This window comes from Acidovorax sp. KNOB132, assembly GCF_057541515.1.
This window is the reverse complement of the sequence record NZ_BAAJYT010000058.1, coordinates 1-20,266: the sequence shown is the minus strand read 5'-3', so window position 1 is coordinate 20,266 and position 20,266 is coordinate 1. Positions and strand designations below refer to the sequence as shown.

At 69.4% G+C, this 20,266-nt stretch carries 16 protein-coding genes and 1 pseudogene; 10 read left to right on the top strand and 7 right to left on the bottom strand.

Annotated features, from left to right (window positions below):
- Nucleotides 1-71 precede the first annotated feature (71 nt).
- Nucleotides 72-1,037 (top strand): Bug family tripartite tricarboxylate transporter substrate binding protein, encoded by a 966-nt coding sequence (locus AC27IO_RS10600; RefSeq protein ID WP_498738929.1) that lies wholly within the window; start codon nt 72-74, stop codon nt 1,035-1,037.
- Between the two features lie 83 nt (nt 1,038-1,120).
- Nucleotides 1,121-2,596: a rhomboid family intramembrane serine protease gene (locus tag AC27IO_RS10595; RefSeq protein ID WP_498738927.1), complete on the top strand. Its 1,476-nt coding sequence runs from the start codon at nt 1,121-1,123 to the stop codon at nt 2,594-2,596.
- A 118-nt stretch (nt 2,597-2,714) separates the two neighbouring features.
- On the opposite strand, the gene AC27IO_RS10590 is transcribed toward AC27IO_RS10595, so the two are convergent.
- Nucleotides 2,715-4,055, bottom strand: a complete 1,341-nt coding sequence (locus tag AC27IO_RS10590) for a tetratricopeptide repeat protein (RefSeq protein WP_498738926.1) — start codon at nt 4,053-4,055, stop codon at nt 2,715-2,717.
- 113 nt (nt 4,056-4,168) lie between these two features.
- Here AC27IO_RS10590 and AC27IO_RS10585 point away from each other — a divergent pair, with 113 nt between their 5' ends.
- On the top strand, nt 4,169-4,999 hold the full coding sequence (locus AC27IO_RS10585) for an SGNH/GDSL hydrolase family protein (RefSeq protein ID WP_284429029.1): 831 nt from the start codon (nt 4,169-4,171) through the stop codon (nt 4,997-4,999).
- A 77-nt stretch (nt 5,000-5,076) separates the two neighbouring features.
- Here AC27IO_RS10585 and AC27IO_RS10580 read toward each other — a convergent pair.
- A pseudogene (locus tag AC27IO_RS10580) lies at nt 5,077-6,219 on the bottom strand (OpgC domain-containing protein); the annotation flags it as partial.
- A gap of 176 nt (nt 6,220-6,395) precedes the next feature.
- On the opposite strand from AC27IO_RS10580, the gene AC27IO_RS10575 reads away from it, so the two are divergent.
- The 3 genes from AC27IO_RS10575 to AC27IO_RS10565 all read left to right on the top strand — a co-directional run bounded on the left by AC27IO_RS10575 (nt 6,396) and on the right by AC27IO_RS10565 (nt 13,995).
- Nucleotides 6,396-12,377, top strand: coding sequence for an alpha-2-macroglobulin family protein (locus AC27IO_RS10575; RefSeq protein ID WP_498738925.1), 5,982 nt, complete (start codon nt 6,396-6,398; stop codon nt 12,375-12,377).
- A 30-nt stretch (nt 12,378-12,407) separates the two neighbouring features.
- On the top strand, nt 12,408-12,755 hold the full coding sequence (locus tag AC27IO_RS10570) for an STY0301 family protein (RefSeq protein ID WP_498738923.1): 348 nt from the start codon (nt 12,408-12,410) through the stop codon (nt 12,753-12,755).
- A gap of 277 nt (nt 12,756-13,032) precedes the next feature.
- The gene (locus tag AC27IO_RS10565) at nt 13,033-13,995 is read left to right on the top strand and encodes a TRAP transporter substrate-binding protein (protein ID WP_498738921.1); all 963 of its coding nucleotides are present in this window, start codon (nt 13,033-13,035) and stop codon (nt 13,993-13,995) included.
- 48 nt (nt 13,996-14,043) lie between these two features.
- Here the strand turns inward: AC27IO_RS10565 and AC27IO_RS10560 are convergent, their stop codons facing one another.
- Nucleotides 14,044-14,454, bottom strand: coding sequence for a hypothetical protein (locus tag AC27IO_RS10560; RefSeq protein ID WP_284405859.1), 411 nt, complete (start codon nt 14,452-14,454; stop codon nt 14,044-14,046).
- A gap of 108 nt (nt 14,455-14,562) precedes the next feature.
- On the opposite strand from AC27IO_RS10560, the gene AC27IO_RS10555 reads away from it, so the two are divergent.
- Nucleotides 14,563-15,456, top strand: coding sequence for a LysR substrate-binding domain-containing protein (locus AC27IO_RS10555; RefSeq protein WP_498738919.1), 894 nt, complete (start codon nt 14,563-14,565; stop codon nt 15,454-15,456).
- Between the two features lie 28 nt (nt 15,457-15,484).
- On the opposite strand, the gene AC27IO_RS10550 is transcribed toward AC27IO_RS10555, so the two are convergent.
- Nucleotides 15,485-15,916 carry a TerB family tellurite resistance protein gene (locus AC27IO_RS10550; RefSeq protein ID WP_284408449.1) on the bottom strand — a complete coding sequence of 144 codons (432 nt, stop codon included), beginning with the start codon at nt 15,914-15,916 and terminating at the stop codon, nt 15,485-15,487.
- Between the two features lie 57 nt (nt 15,917-15,973).
- Complete coding sequence (locus tag AC27IO_RS10545; protein WP_498738917.1) at nt 15,974-16,150, bottom strand: hypothetical protein; 177 nt, start codon at nt 16,148-16,150, stop codon at nt 15,974-15,976.
- A 230-nt stretch (nt 16,151-16,380) separates the two neighbouring features.
- On the opposite strand from AC27IO_RS10545, the gene AC27IO_RS10540 reads away from it, so the two are divergent.
- Together AC27IO_RS10540 and AC27IO_RS10535 are read left to right on the top strand one after the other, a co-directional pair.
- Complete coding sequence (locus AC27IO_RS10540) at nt 16,381-16,722, top strand: HPF/RaiA family ribosome-associated protein (protein WP_317351761.1); 342 nt, start codon at nt 16,381-16,383, stop codon at nt 16,720-16,722.
- 172 nt (nt 16,723-16,894) lie between these two features.
- A complete protein-coding gene (locus tag AC27IO_RS10535; RefSeq protein WP_272564504.1) occupies nt 16,895-17,383 on the top strand; it encodes a nuclear transport factor 2 family protein in 489 nt (162 codons plus the stop codon).
- 69 nt (nt 17,384-17,452) lie between these two features.
- On the opposite strand, the gene AC27IO_RS10530 is transcribed toward AC27IO_RS10535, so the two are convergent.
- Both AC27IO_RS10530 and AC27IO_RS10525 read right to left on the bottom strand, forming a co-directional pair.
- Nucleotides 17,453-17,947 (bottom strand): T6SS effector amidase Tae4 family protein, encoded by a 495-nt coding sequence (locus AC27IO_RS10530; RefSeq protein WP_284429022.1) that lies wholly within the window; start codon nt 17,945-17,947, stop codon nt 17,453-17,455.
- On the bottom strand, nt 17,944-18,315 hold the full coding sequence (locus AC27IO_RS10525; RefSeq protein ID WP_498738914.1) for a Rap1a/Tai family immunity protein: 372 nt from the start codon (nt 18,313-18,315) through the stop codon (nt 17,944-17,946). The genes AC27IO_RS10530 and AC27IO_RS10525 overlap by 4 nt, the downstream gene beginning before the upstream one ends.
- 624 nt (nt 18,316-18,939) lie before the next feature.
- Between AC27IO_RS10525 and AC27IO_RS10520 the strand changes: the two genes are divergently transcribed.
- Nucleotides 18,940-20,266 (top strand): transglycosylase domain-containing protein (locus AC27IO_RS10520; protein ID WP_498738928.1); only part of this gene is annotated, 1,327 nt, incomplete at its 3' end.

Below are 20,266 nucleotides of genomic sequence, written 5' to 3'. Positions count from 1 at the left end.
CCCCCCGTCCGCACACTTTCACGGAGCCCTCCATGCATCGTTCTTCCTCGCGCCGCCACTGGGTCTTGCGCATGGCCCGCGCCGCGGTCTGGGTGGGCGCCACGGCGGTCGCCGCCGTGGCCTCGGCCCAGACGCCGCCGGCCGGCCCGCCGATCCGCATCCTGGTGGGCTTTCCGCCGGGCGGGGGCACCGACGCGATCGCGCGGCTGCTGTCCGACAAGCTCAAGGACGAGCTGGGCGCTCCGGTGGTGGTGGACAACCGCCCCGGCGCGGGCGGGCAGATCGCCGCCCAGGCCCTCAAGGCCGCGCCGGCCGACGGGCACACCGTGTTCCTGTCGCACGACCACACCATCTCCATCCTGCCGCAGGTGGTCAAGCACCCGGGCTACGACCCGGTGCACGACTTCGTGCCGGTCGGCGGCGTGGCCACCTTCGTGAATGCCTTCGCCGTGTCCGGCGCGTCGCCGGCCAGGTCGTTCAACGACTACGTGCAGTGGATCACCACCCAGGGCGGTGGCAAGGGCGCGGTGGGCATCCCGGCCCCGGCCTCCACGCCGGAGTTTCTGGTCAAGCTCATCGGCGAGAAGTACCGCATCGACCTGGTGGCGGCGCCATACCGCGGCAGCGCGCCCATGATCGCCGACATGCTGGGCAACCAGATCCCCGCCGGGGTGGCCTCGGTGCAGGACTTCATCGAAAACCACAAGGGCGGCAAGGTGCGCGTGCTGGCCGTGCTGGGCACCCAGCGCCAGGCCGCGCTGCCGGACGTGCCCACGTTCGACGAGCTGGGGCTGAAAGGCTTCGAGGACCTGCCCTACTACGGCTTCTACGCGCCCACCGGTACGCCGGCCGCGTTCGTCACCCGCTTCTCGCAGGCGCTGGCCAAGGTGGTCGCCCAACCCGACGTGAACCGGCAGCTCACGGCCCTGGGGCTCACGGTGGCGTCGATGACGCCCCAGCAGCTGGCGGCGCGCCAGCAGGCCTACACCCAGGCCTGGACGCGCATCATCCAGCGCAGCGGCTTCGTGCCCCAGTGAGGGCTGCGCGCTGTCCCGCCGCGGTGCCGCAGGCCGGCCCGCGGGGCCCGGCGTTGCCCGCCTTGAGGTGACGCAGGCCCGCCATGTTCTATGCCATCCCGCTGGACAACCGCCCCACCTGGCGCAACCCGCCATGGATGACGGTGCTGATCATCCTGGTCAACCTGCTGGTCTTCTGGGGCCCGCAGCGCTGGGAGGCCAAGGCCATGGACCGGGCGGCGCAGGTCTATCTGGACAGTCCCTTGCCCGGCATCGAACTGCCGCCTTTCGTGCAGTGGCTCAAGGACGCCGGCCACCGCGATGCCGAGCGCGCGCAGCGCATGCTGGCGGCGCACCGGGAGCACGCGCTGCTGCGGTGGATGGAGCACGAGGAAGGCTTTCAAAAGCGCCTGCACGCCGGCCTGGTCGTGCGCGCGGACGACCCGCAGTACGCCGACTGGAAGGCCGCTCGCGCCCGGTATGAGGCGGCGCTGCCCGAGCCCTTCACCCGCCGCTGGGCGCAGAGCTACGAAAAGGACGCGCCCCCGCAGCCCGTGACCTGGATCACCGCCGCCTTCCTGCATGCCAGCACGGGCCACCTGCTGGGCAACATGGTGTTCTTGTTCCTCTTCGGCTTTTCGGTCGAGCTGGCCCTGGGGCGGTGGCGGTACCTGGCCTTCTACCTGCTGGGGGCCGTGGGCGGGTCGCTGATGGCCGGGTGGGCGTATGCAGGCCAAGGCAGCTACGGCCTGGGGGCGTCCGGTGCGGTGTCGGCCCTCATGGGCATGTACGCGGTGCTGTACCGGCTGCGCCGCGTGCGGTTCTTCTACCAGCTGTTCTTTTATTTCAACTATGTCACCGCGCCCGCCCTGCTGCTGTTGCCGGCGTGGATCGCCAACGAGTTGCTGCAGCACTGGCTCAGCGGCAGGGGCGTGGCCTACATGGCCCACCTGGGCGGGCTGCTGACGGGCGCCGCGCTGATGTGGGGCGCCGGGCTGTTACGGCGCAAGGCGATCGAGGCGCCGCCGCCCGAGGCAGCCGCCACGCCGGACGACGGCTTCGATGCCCATGTGGCCCAGGCCCGGCGGTCGGCCCAGGCGATGCAGTTCGAGCGGGCCCTCGTGCAGTGGCGGGCGGCGGCGCAGTTGCGCCCGCGCGATGTGCCGGTGCTGAGCGCGTGGTTCAAGACCGCCAGCCTGTGGCCGGCGGGCGAGGATTTTCACCGCGCCGCCCGCCGCATCTTCCGGCTGCCGGGGCAGGACGCCGCCACGCTGGACTTCCAGCACGCCAGCTACCGCACCTACCTGGACCACGCCCGGCCCAGCGCCCGCCTGGTGCCCGACGACATGGCGGGCCTGGCGCGCCGCTTCGTGCGCGTGGGGCAGTGGAGCGACGCCGAGAAGCTGCTCACGGCCCTGCACCGCACCGCGCCGCAGCATGCGGCGCTGGGCGAACTGGTGGGCATGCTGGTCACGGCGCTGCTGCAGTCCGGGCGGCGCGAGCAGGCCATGGCCTGGCTGCCGCAGTTGCAGCAGCTGGCACCCGGCAGCGCGCCGCTGCGGCTGCTCGAAGGCCGGTAGGGCGGGCCGCCTGCCAGGCTACTCTGGCCTTGAAGAAAAAACCCGTTCCGGCGCAATCAGCACTAGGGCATATTGCTATTAATTTAGTATCAAATCGATGGCGCCTGCCTGCGTCACCTCAAGGCGTGGAGGGCGCTTGGCCGCCTGCCGCTGCCGGCTGCGGCAAATGGGCGCGCAGCAGCCATTGCACCTCCGCCACCGAAGGGCTGTCCGCATGCCGCGCCTGCAGGGTGGCGAGCACCTTGAGCGCCATGTCGGGGCGGTTCATGCCCTGCAGCAGCACGCGGGCGACCAGTTCGTAGGCCTTGGGCACCAGCGCATGCCCCTTGAAGCGCCGGTCGAACCCGCCCAGCAGCGCGATGGCCTGCCTGGCATCGCCGCCGTTCCACGCCGTGTTGGCCAGGGCCAGGGTGTGGCCCGGGTCCGAAATCACGAACTGGGCGTCGCGCTCGCGGCAGGTGACGAACGCCTTGAGCGCCTCGGTCGTCTGGCCCGCGTTCAGCAGCAGCGGGATGAAGCGCTGGGCATGCAGCAGCAGGGTGTCGGTCTTGTCGGTCAGCGCCAGCACGCGGTGGTAGCGGCGCTGGGCAGGCAATTCATCCCCATGCATGCGCTGGTCTTCGTAGGCCGTGCCCAGGGCGCCGGCCAGGTCGCCGTCGGTGATCTGCTGGGCCACCAGCGCGTCGGTCGCCTCCTGCGCGATCTGCCGGGGCGTGCGCCGATCGGGCGGGGCATCGTCGTCCAGCCCGCCGCCGGGCAGCAGGTCGATGCCGAAGGCCTCGTGGTTCTGGTACATGGCGTAGCCCAGCAGGCTGCACATCACCCAGCCGAAGTAGATGAACAGCCAGTTGCCCAGCGGCAGCAGGAGCCAGCCCTTGAACAGCGGCATCAGCAGCGCCAGCGCGATGGCCGCGCCCTGGCTGAGCAAAAACAGGAAAAAGCACAGCAGCCCATACGGCCAGCCGATGATCCGCACCACGCCCCAGGCGGCGGCGGGGTTCAGCGACGCGAACAGGCTGCCCGTCTGCACCAGCAGGATCATGGTGGCCGGCAGCAGGAAGCTCACGGCCAGCCAGGCGAGTTCCGCCAGGCCCGTGCTGACCCGCTGCAGCCACCCCACCACGATGCCCTGCACGAGCAGGATGCCGAACAGCTTCCAGGGCAGGGCGGTCCACTCGTCGTCCAGCCGGTCGGGGAAATCCTCGGCGCGCTGCAGGCCGCGCGAGCCCATCGCCACCACCTTGAAGCCGTAGCGCGACGCGGCCAGCAGGATGCCGACCTCGATCAGCAGCACAGCCAGCACGTCCGGCAGGAAGAACAGCACGCCGTACAGCATGCTGCACACGGCCAGCACGGTGCTGTAGAACAGCGGCTTGCGCTGCAGGGGGAAAGCGAAGAACTGGTTGAGCCGGTGCCAGAACGGCACGGGGCCCGCTGGGGCCTTGGAAGCGGAAGGCATGTCGATGGAAACCCGGCGGCCGGCGTTGGTGTAAATTTGTAAAAATTGTATGCTTGCGGAACGCAGGCCAGCACAATCGCTCACACGCCGCTGCAGTCCTTTTTGGAGTCGCCATGCATTCTCTTCGGGCTTTCCCGACGCGTTCCCTTGTGACCCTCGCCCTGGCCTGTGCGGGATTCGCCGCGCAGGCGACCCCCGCCGACTCTACCGCGCCGTCGGCTGCCGCCACGTCGCCCTCGGCCTATGCGCGCTGGCAGTCCAGCATGGATGCCTTCGCCGCAGCCGACAAGGAACGGCTCCCGCAGGCCGGCGGCGTCCTCTTCGTCGGCAGCTCGACCATCCGTTTCTGGACCGACGTGGCGGAGGATTTCCGCCAGTTGCCCGTGGTGATCAACCGCGGCTTCGGCGGCTCCACCATGGCGGACTGCAACCATTTCGTGAAAAACCTGGTGCTCCAGTACCGCCCGCGCCATGTGATGGTCTATGCCGGCGACAACGATCTGGCCGAGGGCCGCACGCCCGAGCAGATCCTGGAGAGCTTCCGCTCCTTCGTGCAGACCGTGCGCGCCGAACTCCCCGACACCCGCATCAGCTACATCTCCATCAAGCCCAGCCCTTCGCGCGTGGCGCTGATGCCCCAGATGCAGCAGGCCAATGCCCTGCTGGCGCAGTACGTGCGCACGGTGCCCAATAGCGATTACATCGACGTCTTCTCGGCCATGCTCGATGCCTCCGGGCAGCCGCGGGCAGAACTTTTCGGCCCCGACCGCCTGCACATGAACGATGCCGGCTACGACCTGTGGCGCACGGTGATCGGCGCATTCGTGGCGCCGGCCCCCGCGATGCAGGCGGGCGGTGCTTCGCCCACCGCCACGGCCGCCATGCCTGCCGCCACGGTGGCCACCGGCAACCCCGCGCTGGTGCGGGTGAGCGCCGGGCGCTGAGTCGCATTCAGGTCGTCCTGGCCGGCGGCACTGGCGCCGCTGGCTGCCGCGGCTGAGGGCGCGCCGCCTGCATCGGGCGCGGGCTGCACCGGGCGGCCGTCGTCGTTGGGCGGCTTGTCCACCCACAGGCTCACGCGGGCCACGGCATAGAGGGTGGCAAAACAGGCGATCAGCAGGGCGATGTCCTGCGGCCAGGGCCGCTCGTAGTCCGCTCCCATGAACACCAGGGTGAGCAGCACCACCACCAGGTGGGCGCAGAACACCGGCAGCGAGGCCGCGCCCAGGGTTTCCAGCCAGTGCTGGCGCGGCAGCTTCGCGGCCAGCGCCGGCCCGAAGCGGATGGTCAGCGCCGTGAGGGCCATCAGATCGATCAGGCGCAGCGGGCCCAGGGCCCATTTGTCGAACAGCAGGTTGAGTTGCGGGTTGGCGTCTCCGAACGGCACCTGGCCGACCACATGCCGCCACACCATGCACACCACGGCGATGGCGCCGGCCACCCACAGCGACCAGCGCGGGAACTCGAACGGCGGCGCCTCGGGGTCGTTGCGGCTCGCGCCCATCCACAGGCCCAGCACCCACAGGAACTGCCAGCTCCACATCACGAAGGCGCCGGTTTCGGTGAAGGGGATCGGCATGGGCAGCACCGCCGCGAAGCCGTCATAGAACCAGCGCGACAGCCCGAACTGCGCCAGCAGCCACAGCAGCACGCTGCCGGCCATGATTGGCGCCCAGCCGCGGCGCAGCGCGAACGTCATCAGCCAGGGGCTGGCCAGCATGAACAGCACGTACAGCGGCAGGATGTCCAGCAGCGGCGGTTCGTACACCAGCAGCAGCCCGCCCACCAGGGCCTCCAGCGGGTGCAGCAGGTAGAAGGTCATCATGCCCTTGATGGCGGGCTCGTCCACACGGATGCCGATGAAGGCGATCACGGTGAACAGGAACAGCAGCGTGGCCGCCTGGCAGCCATAGATCTTGAGGGCGCGGCGCCAGAAGGCCTGGCGCATGTCCGCCACGGTCTTGCGCCAGGCGAGCCGGCCGTAGACCATGCCGGCCATGTACGCCGAGAGCAGCACGAAGCCCTCGGCCGCCGAGACGAAGCCGAACGGCTGCCCCAGCGGCTGCGTGAGCCGGGTGGGCAGGTGCGTGACGGTCATCAGGGCGAGCATCAGGCCCCGGACGGCATCGATTTCCCAGCGGCGGGTGGAGGAGGGGGGTGGCATGGGCGCGCCCGGGGTGGAATTGAAACCATTCTCACGGACGGAGTGGGCTGGGCGGTGTAGGCCATTTACAACTGCGTCACTGCGCTGGTGGTTCGCCGCCTGCCGATGGGCTACGCTGCCGGGTTCGAACGGGTACCGGTCCGGTGGGTCGGCCCGTCGCCGTTTTTGCAAAAGCCATGACAACAACAACGCATTCCTTCCGCGCCCTGGCGCTGGCCGTGGCCCTCGGCGCGGCCGCGCAGGCCCACGCGCTGTCCATCATCAGCTTCTCGCCCCAGGGCGAGGTGTCCCGCGTCCGGCAGGCGGTGGCCAAGTTCGACGGCCCGGCGGTCAATTTCGGCGACCCCAAGGCCCCGGCCCCGCTCTCCGTGAGCTGCTCCGACGCCGAAGCCGGCCAGGGCACGGGCCGCTGGACCAGCGAGCGCGAATGGGTCTACGACTTCAAGGGCGACCTGCCGCCCGGCGTGCGCTGCACGGCCCAGGTGAAGTCGGGGTTCAAATCGGCCGCCGGCGCCGAGCTGTCGGGCACGAAGAGCTATGCATTCAATACCGGCGGCCCGTACGTCCAGAACATCCGCCCCGGCACCTACCAGCCCATCGACGAAGAGCAGTTCTTCATGCTGCAGTTGAACGGCCCGGCGACCCTGGCCAGCGTGCAGGCCAACGTCTGGTGCGTGGCCGATGGCGTGGGCGAGCGGGTTCCGGTGCGCCTGATCGAAGGCGCCCAGCGCGAGGGGCTGCTGGCCTCCCAGGGCCTGGACAAGACAGCCGCCAAGGAGCCGCTCAAATACGTCACCCTGGCCTGCAACCGGCGGTTGACCTCGGGCGGGCGGGTGCAACTCGTCTTCGGCAAGGGCGTGGCCACGCCGAGCGGCGTCGGCAACACCATCGAAAAGCGCTACGAGTACAAGGTCCGTGAGCCCTTCGCCGCCGATTTCCGCTGCGAGCGCGAGAACGCCCAGTCGGCCTGCCTGCCGATCCGCCCGATGTTCCTGTCGTTCAACGCACCCGTGCCGCGCAAGCTGGCCGAGGCGGTGCGCCTGCGCTCGGACAAGGAAACGCTCAAGCCCCGGATCGACGGTGAGGGCGATGGCGACACCGTGGTGAACGGCGTGCGCTTCGACCCGCCCTTCACGGCGCAGACGGCCTTCACGGTGCAATTGCCCAAGGACTTCAAGGACGCCTCGGGCCGCACGCTGCGCAATGCCGACAGCTTCCCGCTCAAGGTGGGAACGGGGGCCATGCCGCCCCTGGCCAAGTTCGCCGCCTCGCCATTCGGCGTGGTGGAGCGCTATGCGGAGGGCCCCAAGGAGCCCGCCTTGCTGCCCGTGACCTTGCGCAACGTCGAGGCCGCGCTCAAGGTCCAGGGCCTGGAGGCCGGCAAGCCCGCCGATGGCGCGGCGCCCGCCAAGGTGAGCACCCTGCAGCCCGGCAGCGACGCCGACATCATTGCCTGGTACCGCAAGGTGCGCCGCTACGACGGCTACCTCGTGAGCCGCAAGAGCGCCCGCCGCGACGTGAAGGGCGCGCTGCCCGCTGCGCTGGAGAGCGACAGCAGCGAGTACGTGCAGTCGCGCATGGTCTCGCTGCTGTCCGGCCAGGGTGGCGTGAAGACGCTGGACCTGCCCAAGCCGGTCAACAACGACCCGCGGCCCTTCGAGGTGGTGGGCATTCCGCTGCCCACGGGCTTCCATGTGGTGGAGATCGCCTCGCCGCTGCTCGGCAAGTCGCTGCTGGACGAACGCCACGGCGAAGGCCGCACCATGTACGTGCGCACCTCGGCGCTGGTGACCAACCTGGGGGTTCATTTCAAGCTCGGCCGCGAGAATTCGGCCGCCTGGGTGACCACGCTGGACAAGGGCCAGGTGGTGGCGGGTGCCAAGGTGCGCGTGTCCGACTGCAACGGCCGCGAACTGGCCACGGGCACCACCAACGCGCAGGGCGTGGCGCTGTTCGACGGCCTCTCGCCCGAGCCTCCATCGTGCCAGGGTGACGATGGCGGCGAGCAGGCTTACTTCGTGAGCGCGCGCGCTCCGGGCGCCGATGGCGCGCAGGACATGGCCTTCACCTGGAGCGACTGGCAGCGCGGCATCGAGCCCTGGCGCTTCAACCTGCCCACCAGTATGGAACCCCGCCCCGACGAGCGGGCCCACACCGTGTTCGACCGCACGCTGCTGCGTGCCGGCGAAACCGTGTCGATGAAGCACCTGTTGCGCACCGAGAACCGCAAGGGCTTCGGCCTGCCGGACGAGCAGCCCGACACCCTGGTCATCACCCACGTGGGCAGCGGCCAGCAATACACGCAGGACCTCACCTGGCGCAAGACCGCCACGGGTGGCCTGAGCGCCGAGAACACCTTCGCCGTGCCCCCCGCCGCCAAGCTCGGCGTATACCAGGTGCAGCTGCAGGGTGGCTCGCACAGCCGCAACAGCTTCGAATCGGGCCAGTTCCGGGTCGAGGAGTTCCGCCTGCCGGTGCTGGAAGGCCGCATCACGCCCACCGACAAGAAGCCGCTGGTGCGCGTGCGCTCGGTGCCCACCGACGTGCAGGTGAACTACGTGGCCGGTGGCGGCGCCGCCAACCTGCCCGTGCGCGTGTCGGCGCTGGTGCGCGGCAAATCCGCCCAGTGGAGCGATTTCGACGCCTTCAGCTTCATGCCCCCCAACCAGCGCGGCACGCAGTCGCAAAGCCACAGCGACGACGAAGAGGCGGCCGCCGGCCAGGACGCCCGCGTCATCGCCGACAAGCTCGCGCTGACGCTGGACAAGAACGGGGCCGGCAAGCTGTCCATCGACAACGTGCCCCTGGCGCGCCGGCCGCAGGAGCTGGTGCTGGAGGCCACCTACGCCGACCCGAGCGGCGAGGTGCAGACGCTGCGCAGCACGCAGACCCTGTGGCCCGCCGCCGTGGTGGCCGGCATCAAGACCGAAGGCTGGGTCTCCGCCGCGCAGAAGATCCGCTTCCAGGCGCTCGCGCTGGGGCTGGACGGCAAGGTGCAGGAGGGCGTTCCGCTGCAGGTGCAGGCCATCGCCCGCATCACCACCACCAGCCGCAAGCGCATGGTGGGCGGCTTCTACAGCTACGACAACAAGACCGAAACCAAAGACCTGGGCACCGTCTGCACGGGCAAGAGCGATTCGCGCGGCCTGCTGCTGTGCGAGACCAAGCTCGAAGAAGCCGGTGAAGTGGAGCTCGTGGCCACCGCGCGCGACAAGGACGGCAACACGTCCGAGGCAGCCTCGTCCGTCTGGGTCACGCGCCAGGGCGAGATCTGGTTCGGCGGCGAAGACCACGACCGCATCGACCTGCTGCCCGAAAAGAAAACCTACCAGCCCGGCGAGACCGCCAAGCTGCAGGTGCGCATGCCGTTTCGCCAGGCCACGGCGCTGGTGAGCGTGGAGCGCGAAGGCATCATCGACACGCGCGTGGTGCAGCTCAACGGCCAGGACCCGACCGTGCAGGTCAAGATCGAGGAGGGCTGGGGCCCCAACGTCTATGTGAGCGTGCTGGCCCTGCGCGGCCGCCTGCGCGAGGTGCCGTGGTACAGCTTCTTCACCTGGGGCTTCAAGGCGCCGACCGAGTGGTGGAGCGCCTTCTGGTACGAGGGCAAGGAATACGTCGCGCCCACCGCCATGGTCGATCTGTCCAAGCCCGCCTACCGCCTGGGCGTGGCCGAGATCCGCGTGGGCACGCAGGCCCACCAGATCCAGGTGAAGGTGGTGGCCGACAAGGAAAGCTACCCCGTGCGCGGCAAGGCGCAGGTCACCATCACCGCCACGCTGCCCGGTGGCAAGCCTGCGGCCGGCGCCGAGGTGGCCCTGGCCGCCGTGGACCAGGCGCTGCTGGAGCTGATGCCCAACACCAGCTGGAACCTGCTCGATGCCATGTTGCAGCGCCGCTCCTGGGGCGTTCAGACCTCCACCGCGCAGATGGAGATCATCGGACGGCGCCATTACGGCCGCAAGGCCGTGCCAGCGGGCGGTGGGGGCGGCCACAGCCAGGCGCGCGAGTTGCTCGACACGCTGCTGCTGTGGCAGCCCGCGATCCAGCTCGATGCCAACGGCCAGGCCAAGGTGACCGTGCCGCTCAACGATGCACTCACTACGTTCAAGATCGTGGCTGTCGCCGATGCGGGCACGGGCCTGTTCGGCACCGGCGCGACCCAGATCCGCGCCACGCAGGACCTGCAGATCATCAGCGGCCTGCCGCCGCTGGTGCGCGAGGACGATCAGTTCCGCGCCCAGATCACCCTGCGTAACACGACCCAGGCCGCGATGAAGGTGGAGGTGGCCGCCCGCGCCACGCTGCTGCAGCTGGACAAGCAGAGCGTGGACATCCCGCCCGGCGAATCCCGCGAGGTGGCCTGGACCGTGACCGCCCCCGCGCAGCTGGCGCAGACGCGCACCGAGGCCATCCTGTGGGAGATCGAAGCCCGTGACACCGCGGGCGCCAACGGCGCGCGCGACGCGCTCAAGGCCACCCAGCGCATCATCCCGGCGGTGCCGCTCACGGTGCAGCAGGCCACGCTGGTGCAGGTGGATGGCAGCTTCAACCTGGACGTGAACCCGCCGGCAGATGCGCTGCCGGGCCGCGGCGGGCTGAAGATGTCGCTGCAGCCCAAGCTGGCCGAAGGCCTGCCCGGCGTGCGCGACTGGTTCGCCAACTACCCCTTCGCCTGCCTGGAGCAAAAGACCAGCAAGGCCGTGGGCCTGCGCGACGGCACCCTCTGGCAGACCGTGGTGGCGCAATTGCCCACCTACCTGGACGCCGATGGCCTGGCCAACTACTTCCCGCCCCAGGCCGGCAGCGCCAACCGGGGCAGCGACACGCTCACGGCCTACCTGCTGTCGGCGGCGCACGAAGCCGCCAGCCTGCACCCCGAGTTCGCCCTGCCGGACGAGGCCCGTGCCGCCATGGAGCGCGGTCTGACCGCGTTCGTGGAAGGGCGCATCCAGCGCGACTTCTGGAGCCCGCGCAAGGACCTGGACATGCGCAAGATCGCGGCCATCGAGGCGCTGTCGCGCTACGGCAAGGCCTCCGGTCGCATGCTGGGCAGCGTCACCATCGCGCCCAACCAGTGGCCCACGCACACGGTGATCGACTGGCTGAACATCCTCAAGCGCGTGAACGACGTGCCCCAGCGCGACCAGCGGCTGGCCGAGGCCACGCAGGTGCTGAAGGCCCGCCTGAGCTACCAGGGCACCAAGCTCATCTTCAGCACCGAGCGCGACGACTACTGGTGGTGGCTGATGCAGAACGGTGACGTCAACACCGCCCGCCTCATGCTCGCGGTGATGGACGACCCGACCTGGAAGGACGACATGGGTCGCTTGGCCAACGGCTTCATCAGCCGCCAGCAGAACGGTGCATGGCACACCACCACCGCCAACCTGTGGGGCGGCCTGGCGCTGGAGAAATTCAGCGCCAAGTTCGAAGCCACGCCCGTCGCCGGCGTCACCCGCGCGACCCTGGGCAGTGGCAACGCCAGCGTGGACTGGGCGAAGGTTGAGCGCGTGAAGGCGAGCGACGCCACGGGCGCGGCGCACCAGACCACCTGGTTCGGCGCACCCGCATCGCCCGGCAACTTCAAGAACAACAGCATGTTCCTGCCCTGGTCGCCCACGGGCGGCAAGGAGAACCTGGCGGTCACCCACCAGGGCACCGGCAAGCCGTGGCTCACGCTGCAGTCGGTCGCGGCCATCCAGCTCAAGGCGCCGTTCGCGGCCGGCTACGCCATCAAGAAGACCATCACCCCGGTCGAGCAGGCCGTGCCCGGCAAGTACACGCGCGGCGACGTGCTGCGCGTGACGCTGGAGGTGAACGCCAGCGCCGACATGACCTGGGTGGCCCTGACCGACCCGATCCCGGGCGGCGCCACCATCCTGGGCAGCGGCCTGGGGCGCGATTCCGAGATCGCCACGCAGGGCGAGAAGCGCTCGGGCAGCGCCTGGGCGGCTTTCGAGGAGCGCAGCTTCGAGGCCTACCGCAGCTACTACGAGTACCTGCCCAAGGGCACCATCAAGGCGGAATACACCGTGCGGCTGAACAACGTGGGCGACTTCGCACTGCCCCCGAGCCGCGTGGAAGCCATGTACGCGCCCGAGATGTTCGGCGAGACGCCCAACGCCCGGGTGAAGGTGGAAGCCGCCGCCCGCTGAGCGGGCTGTGCGCGCTGCACACGCTTGCCCATGCCATGGGCCCGGCCGATCCTGGGTGTGCTGCTGTTCGCCGCAGCCAACGGCGGCATGCCGACCTCGCAGGCCGCCGGGGTCTGTCCAGCGCAACCCGGCCAGCCCTTGCGGCAGGTCGATGTGTTCGACGGCCCGGTCGAAGATCTGGCGACCCTGGTGCCCGGCGTCGCGAAGGAGCGCGCGGGGCACTGGCAGCTCGGGTACGTGTATGCGGCGGGGCGCACCGTCAACGTGCGCTGCCATTACGCCGATGCGCGCACGGTGGATGTTGAATTGACCCAGAAAGTGGAACGCTGCGACTACCGCATCGACGCCCGCAAGACGCTCGATCTGCGCTGCAAGTAAGCCGTTCCATGAAGCCGTTCGAGGAGCCGGCGCGGCAACGTTAAGCGCATGGGCTATCACATCCTGCTACGCTCGCCAACTGCCCCTTTCGAGCGGTTGTGGTTTGCCCGTCGCACCTCCCGTGCGAAGCGCTTGCTACGGCTGAGCCCCCCTCGGAGAATGCGCAGGCCATGCCGGCGCGCCCCCAGCGAAATGCGCTGCCAGGGCACGATGCCGTGCTGGCGGACAGGCATTTTTCGAACACTTGGGGGACACGATGCGCAAGATGAATTTTCCGATGCTTGCATCGGCGGCGGTGATGGCCATGGCGGCGTCGGTACCCGCGGGGGCCCAGACGCCGCTGCGGGCCTGGAACACCCACCCCGACGGCTACCCGGTCACCGAGGCGATGAAAAGCTTCATCAGCGAGGTGGAAGCCTCCACCCAGGGCCGCTACACCATCAAGCTGTTTTCCGATGCGGTGCTGGGCGATCAGGGCAAGGCGGTCACGATGATGAAGGCCGGCGAGATCGACCTGGCCGAATTCAACCTGGGCCCGCTGGCCGAGGCCGCGCCGGGCCTGCAGGCGTTCAACCTGCCCTTCCTGTTCGGCGATGCCGCCCACATGTTCCGCTACCTCGATGGCGCCATGGGCGAGCGCCTGTCGGAGAAGCTGAAGGCCTCCGGCTTCGTGGTCCTGGGCTGGTACAACGGCGGCGCGCGCTCGTTCTACTGCGCCAACAAGCCGATCACCCGGCGCGAAGACCTGGCCGGCCAGCGGGTGCGCGTGCAGCAGTCGGAAACCTCCATCGAGATGGTGAAGCTGCTCGGCGCCAACCCCGTGGTCGTCCCCTACAAGGAAGTGCTCGACAGCTTTCGCAACGGCACCATCGATTGCGCCGAGGGCAACCTGGTCTCCTACGAATCGACCGGCCACTACAAGCTGGCCAAATACATGCTGCTGGACCAGCACACCATCTCGCCCGAGGCCCTGGTGGTGTCCACCAAGCTCTGGAACCGGCTGAGCGCGCAGGACCAGCAGGCCTTCCAGAAAGCGGGCAAGGCCTCCGCCGTGCTGATGCGCAACCTGTGGGAAAAGCGGGTGGTCTCGGCCCGTGCGAATGTGGCCAGGGAAGGCGTGCAGTTCGTGACTGTGTCCGACTTCTCTCCCTATGTGCGCCGCATGGCGCCGCTGTACAAGAAGTACACCGACAACCCCGACGTCCGGGGCGATCTGCTCACCATCATCTCCAACCAGTGAGCACCGGCCGGCCCCGGCGCAGGGCGCCCGGGGCCGGGCTCGGGCCTGTTACTGGACGACCGTGGCGCGCGGCGTGCCGTGCACGGTCCGCCGGCCCTTGAGCAGCGCGATCAGAACGTGGACCCCGAAGGCAACCGCCAGCAAGATCACGGCGCCCAGGCCCCACAAGGCCCAGGCCAGCACGGTCACGGCGCCGGCCAAGGCGGGCACGGTGTCCAGCGCCGCCTGAACCATCGGGCCGGCGGAGGCGATCATGGCCGCCAACTCCCGGGCCAGCTCGGGCGGTATCCAGCCCCTGATCCACTCCGGCAGCACCACGGCATTCATGGCAGACGTGCCCCCGGCCAGCGCGCCTGCGCTGGACACCGCCCAGACCGCCATGGCATGCATGCCCCAGCAGGCCAGCGACCAAAGGGCGAGAAGCGATAGAGAGAGAAACCAGCTGATGGCATAAAACATGGAGGTTGTCCTTTCGAATGGGCGAGCGCCCAGTATGGCCATGGCGGCATTCGATGGACACCAGCTTTTATCGAACATAGCATTCGGTTTTTCCGATCCGGGGGCCGCATGTTGAACTACCGCCATCTCCACTATTTCTGGATGGTCGCCAAGGAAGGCGGCTTCGCCCGCGCCGCGGACCGTCTGGAGATGGCGGTGCAGACCATCAGCGCGCAGGTGCGGGATCTGGAAAAGGACCTGGGCCACCAGTTGCTCAAGCCCTCGGGCCGAGGCATGGTGCTGACCGAGGCGGGCCAGGCAGCCTATGCGCGGGCGGAAGAGATCTTCCAGTTGGGGCAGGGCATTCCCGACGAGGTGCGGGAGGCGGCCAGCGCCAAGGTTGCCCGGCTGTCGGTGGGGTTGTCGGACGGCATTTCCAAGCTGGCGGCGCATGCCCTGCTGGAGCCGGTGCTCGCCACGCCCCACCTTCGCCTGGTGTGCCACGAGGGCGAGTTCGACGAGCTGCTGTCCGAGCTGGCCCTGCACCAGCTGGACGTGGTGCTGGCCGGGCAGGCCGCGCCGCGCAATCCCACCCAGCGCCTGACCAGCGAGCGGATCGCGCGGTCCACGCTGCAGTGGTATGGGCCGGCCTCGCTGGTCAGGAAACACGCGCGCGACCGGTTCCCCCAGTCGCTGCAGGACCTTCCCGTGCTGTTGCCCACGTCCCATTCGCCGTTGCGGTCCACGCTGGACCATTGGTTCGAGGACATTGGCGTGCGGCCCCAGGTGGTGGGTGAGTTCGAAGACAGCGCGCTGCTCGCGGTCTTCGCGGCCCGCGGGCTCGGGGTGTTCCCCGTGAGCCAGCTGGGCGCGCAGGACGTGGGGCTGGTGCGGGGCCTGCGCCTGCTGGGCGATTGCCCTGATATCGGCGAGGAAGTGCACGCCATCTGGTCGCGCCGCGGGCAGCACCATCCGCTGGTGCGCCAGATGGTCGCGGCGGCCCACGCGGTGGCCGCGGCCTAGCCTTCGACGGGCCCGTGCGCGGCCCGGTTCAAAGGCCGGCTGCGACCGGCGCGGCCTTGGGCGCATCGGATGCCTCGCCCATGCGCCAGTGCTTGAGTGCGGCTTCCATGATCCAGGCCTCGGCGGCCGCCAGGTGGTGGTCCGCGGTCGCCGCCGTGCAGGCGAAGTGCAGCACGCGCTGCTGCAGTTCGGGTTCGGTCACCTCGGCCATCAGGGCGGCCAGGGCGGCTTCGTCGAGGTTGCCGGTCAGCAGGCGGCGCTCGCGCGCCCCCATCAGCAGGTCTTCGCACAGCGCGTGCAGCACCTGGGCGAAGTCGCCGGGCGCCAGGCCGAGTTCGCCTTCGATGTCCAGCCGCTGCAGGGCGTCCGTTTCCGAACGGCTGACGTGGCCGTCCGAGATCAGCAGAAGGCCGACGATCCGGGCCGCTGCTTCGGGGCTGTTGGTGGGGTAGCTGCGCATGGGGGTGTTCCTTTGTGAAGTGTTGTGGGGCGAACGGTGTTGGGCGAGCAGGCCGCGTCAGTCGCGGTAGCGGCGGTGGCGCGTCGGCTGCGCAGGGCGTGCGGCGTCGATCCGCACGGGAACCCGCACCGGTGCACGCAACGCGCCGCTGCCGTGCGACACCTGCTGCAGCCAAAGCAGGGCCCGGGCGTGCAGGGAGGAAAGCAGGTGGGAGACAAGGGGCAATGGCTTCATGGGGCGATTCATCGGGGTTTCCTGTGGTGGTGACAGCCTTGAATGTGCGGCCGGGTGGCCGATGGAAGAAGCAGGTTTTCTGAGATGGCTGCATCGGTTTACCCGAAGCCGTGCAACCGACGGGCTGGCTGCAAGGCAGCAGGTTTTTCAGAGGGTGTCGGCAGGAGAAAACTGCTGTGTCCCTGCGGGTGCACGGGCTAAGGTGACTGCTCCAACGAAGGAGAACGCTGATGCAGATTTTTTTCCAGTCCCGCCATCCCGAAGCCACCGCGATGCGCGATACCGTCGATCGCCGCGTGCGCTTCGTGCTCCGGCGCCTGAGTGCGCAGGTGCCGCGTGCCGACATTCAGCTGGCCGACGTGAACGGCCCCCGGGGCGGGGTGGACAAGCGCTGCCGGATCGAGCTGCGCACCGACGGCGCGGGCCCCGTGGTGGTCTCGTCGGTGGCCAGAGACTGGCGCACCGCGCTCGACGAAGCCCTGGCCCGCGCGGCCCGGCATGTGCTGCGCGTGTGGCGCCGCGCGAACGCGGCCCGCAGGCCGAGCCGGCGCTTGCCTGAGATCGGCCCATGACGGCCTGCCGGAGAGCCTTGGGGCTATACCCCACCGCGTGCCGTTCGGCTCGGGCGCTGAGCAAATTTGAGGATTGAAACATTGCCTCACCACAAAGATCGACAAGCCTGCGCCGCCGGCGCGGCCGACAGATATAAATCCGCCGTGTCCATCGATTCTGAAAGGGAGTTTCATGAAGCAACTATTGGCCCGCTGCGTTCTCGCGGCGGCGATCGTCCTGCCGGTGGCGGCCCACGCCCAGGTGCCGGTGGTGGAGCAGCCGGACCATGAGCAACTGCTCATGAGTCACGACTGGCGGCTGGCGTGGAACAAGCGGCTGGTCTACAACTTCTGGCGCGAGGTGTTCGAGGCGGGCCACATGGACCTGGCGCCCAAGTACATGGCCGAAGACTACATCCAGCACAACCCCACGGTGGCCACGGGCCGCGCGGCCTTCATCGCCTTTTTCTCGCAGTTCGTGCCGCCCACGCCCATCGAGCCGCGCGTGAAGGCGCCTTTGGTGGCGATCACGGCCGAAGGCGACAAGGTCATTCTGAGCTTCGTGCGCGAAATGACGGACCCGCAGGACCCGACCAAGAAATACACGACGACCTGGTTCGACATGTTCCGCATCGAGAACGGCAAGATCGCCGAGCACTGGGACGCGGCCACCAAGAACTGACGACGCGGTCGCCACGACGGACCCCGGGCGCGGCACGCGGCCACGCAAAGTGGCCCGCGCTGCCGCCCGTCAGTCCAGCGGCCAGAACCAGATTTCCTTGGAATCGAAATAGCAGGCCGAGCTGCAGACGGCCGCCGCGTTGGTGGACTCCACCAGATCGATGTGGCCGCCGTTGTAGCTGGCCATCTTCCAGAAGAAGATCACGCCGCGCTTTCCCTGGATCTTTGCCTGCACGTTGTCGGGCGTGAGGATCTGCGGGTAGCCCAGTACGCCGCGCTGCATGAGCTGGTCAGCCAGCAATTTGGCGCCCGGCTCCACGAACCGGCCTTTGAGTGGGCCCTCCTTGATCTTCAGGCGCCCGGTGATGCCGGTGCCCGACTTCAGCAGCGCCAGGCTCATGCGGACCGCGCAGGTGTTTTCGTAGCCGGCGTTCTGCCGCTTCAGCTGGCCCATGTCGTATCCGATCTCGCGGTACACGCTGTCGCCGTCCATGAATCGGGCCGGCTGCATGCGGTCGGAAGAATAGTGGTGGGACTTGAGGTTCTCGAAGATGGGCTTGGTCAACGCGGGCTCCGGCAGGGGAATTGCTTGGACAGGATGGCGACCAGGGTTTTGGAGGCGCGCTGCTGTAGGTCCGGGCCTTCGACCTTCTTCAGCTCGGTGAACAGGCGCTCGTCGATGGTGATGGTCTTGAGCGTGGGGTAGCCGCACCACGCACGCCCCTCGGTGGCGTCGAGCACGCCCGTGAGGTAGAGCTCGGCCTGCTGCCGCACCTGCGGAGTCTGGCTGAGGTAGGCCTGCCGGAAATCGTCCGTCGTGATCTGCGTGTTGTTGATCATCGCGTTCTGCGTGGTGGGCAGCGGGGCCGACAGGCGCGGCGGCATGGCTTGGGCGAACGCGGCGCTGCCGGCCAGGCCGGCGGCGGTTGCCATGGCAGCGGCCAGGAAGCGGGGTGCGGTAAAGCAAGGCAAAGCAGTGGCCTTTCAGAGGGGTGGTGCGCAGGTGCGGGGCGTGTGCCGCACGGTTCAGAAGGGCGCATGGAGGGCCCGCCAGCGCAGCGCGGGCTGCGGCCCGGAGCACGGCGAACATGAAAGCGGGAGGTCCCCTGGGGCATGGCACCAAGGCCCGCCGGAGAGGACCCGCCAGCTGGCTCCGTGACCAATGCCGGAGCGAAGTGGCGTTGCGCCAAAGGTTACACGAGGGTGCGGCGCGATGCGCGAAAGTCCCCAGGGTCCGTTCAGGTCCTGCGCGGCGCGCGGCGGCTTCTGCGCGAGAATCGGAAGGGCCCGCCCTGCGTCTGCGATCCGGGGTGTGGCCATCGCCCGGTGCAACGCCGGGTGGGACGGCGTCACGGGAGGAGGCGACAATCCCTGGTCGCCGCCGGCCTGCGGGCTGGCCTCTGCTCTCCTTTTCTCCGACCCATCCTCCTTCTTCCCATGCCCATGGACTTTCTCGCGGTCGTGCGCAGCATCGCCACCTGGCGTCGCAATGGGCGGGGCCGCCGCGAGGCCTCCACCGGTATCGGCACCGCCACCGTCCGCCATGGCGCAGTGGCCGTGGGGCGGGTGCTGCTCGCGCTGGGTCTGGCCGGCATCGCCGCCCCGGCCGCCTGGGCCTTGCCCACCTTCAACGAGGTGCGTGCGGACTATCGCCCCTCCGACACGCTGGTGCTCTCGCGCGAGGGCGAGGTGCTGCAGCGCCTGCGCACCGATGCCACCGTGCGGCGCGGCCAGTGGGTGCCGCTGGCCGAGGTGTCGCCCGCGCTGCGCACGGCGCTGCTGCTCAGCGAGGACAAGCGCTTTTACGAGCACAGCGGCGTGGACTGGCGCGCGGTGTCGGCCGCCGCCTGGGGCAACCTGTGGAACCAGCGCACGCGCGGCGCCAGCACGCTCACCATGCAATTGGCCGGCCTGCTCGACGGCGACTGGCGCCAGGGCGCGGGCGGGCGCAGCGTGGTGCAAAAGCTGGGGCAGACCGTGGCCGCCCAGGTGCTGGAGCGGCGCTGGCGCAAGGACCAGGTGCTGGAGGCTTACCTCAACCTGGTGCCGTTTCGCGGCGAGATCGTGGGCATCGACGCGCTCTCGCGCACGCTGTTCGGCAAGGCCGCGCACGGGTTGGACGAGCGTGAGGCCGCGGTGGCCGCCGCGCTGGTGCGTGCCCCCAATGCCCGGCCCGCCCTGGTCGCGCAGCGTGCCTGCGGGGTGCTGCGCGAGATGCAAAAGCCCGTGGTGCCGTCCTGCGATGCGCTGGACCTGTTCACCACCGCCGCGCTGCAGCGCCGGGCCTTCGACGGCGCCGATGGCGTGGCCCCGCACTTCGCGCGCTACCTGCTGCGCCAGCCCGTGGCGGCGCAATCGGTGCCTTCGGACGCCCCGGCCGCGGATGCCGCGCCGGCGCGCCGCGAGCGCGTGGCCTCCACCCTGAGCGCGCCGCTGCAGCGCTTTGCGGTGCAGACCCTGCACCAGCACCTGCGCGAACTGCGGGGCCGCAGCGTGGAGGACGGCGCCGTGGTGGTGCTGGACAACGCCACGGGCGAGGTGCTGGCGTGGGTGGGATCGTCCGGCGCTTTGAGCCAGGCCGGCGAGGTGGACGGCGTGTTGGCCCCGCGCCAGCCGGGCTCCACGCTCAAGCCGTTCCTGTACGCGCAGGCGTTCGCCGAGCAGCGCCTGACGGCGGCGTCCCTCGTCGAGGATTCGAGCGCGCACATCCCGACGGCCAGCGGGCTCTACATTCCGCAGAACTACGACCGCCAGTTCAAGGGCTGGGTGTCCGCGCGCACGGCGCTGGCGGCGTCGCTCAACGTGCCGGCGGTGCGCACGCTGGTCATGGTGTCGCCCGATGCGTTCTTTCGCCAGCTGCGCGCGCTGGGGCTGCCGCTGCGCG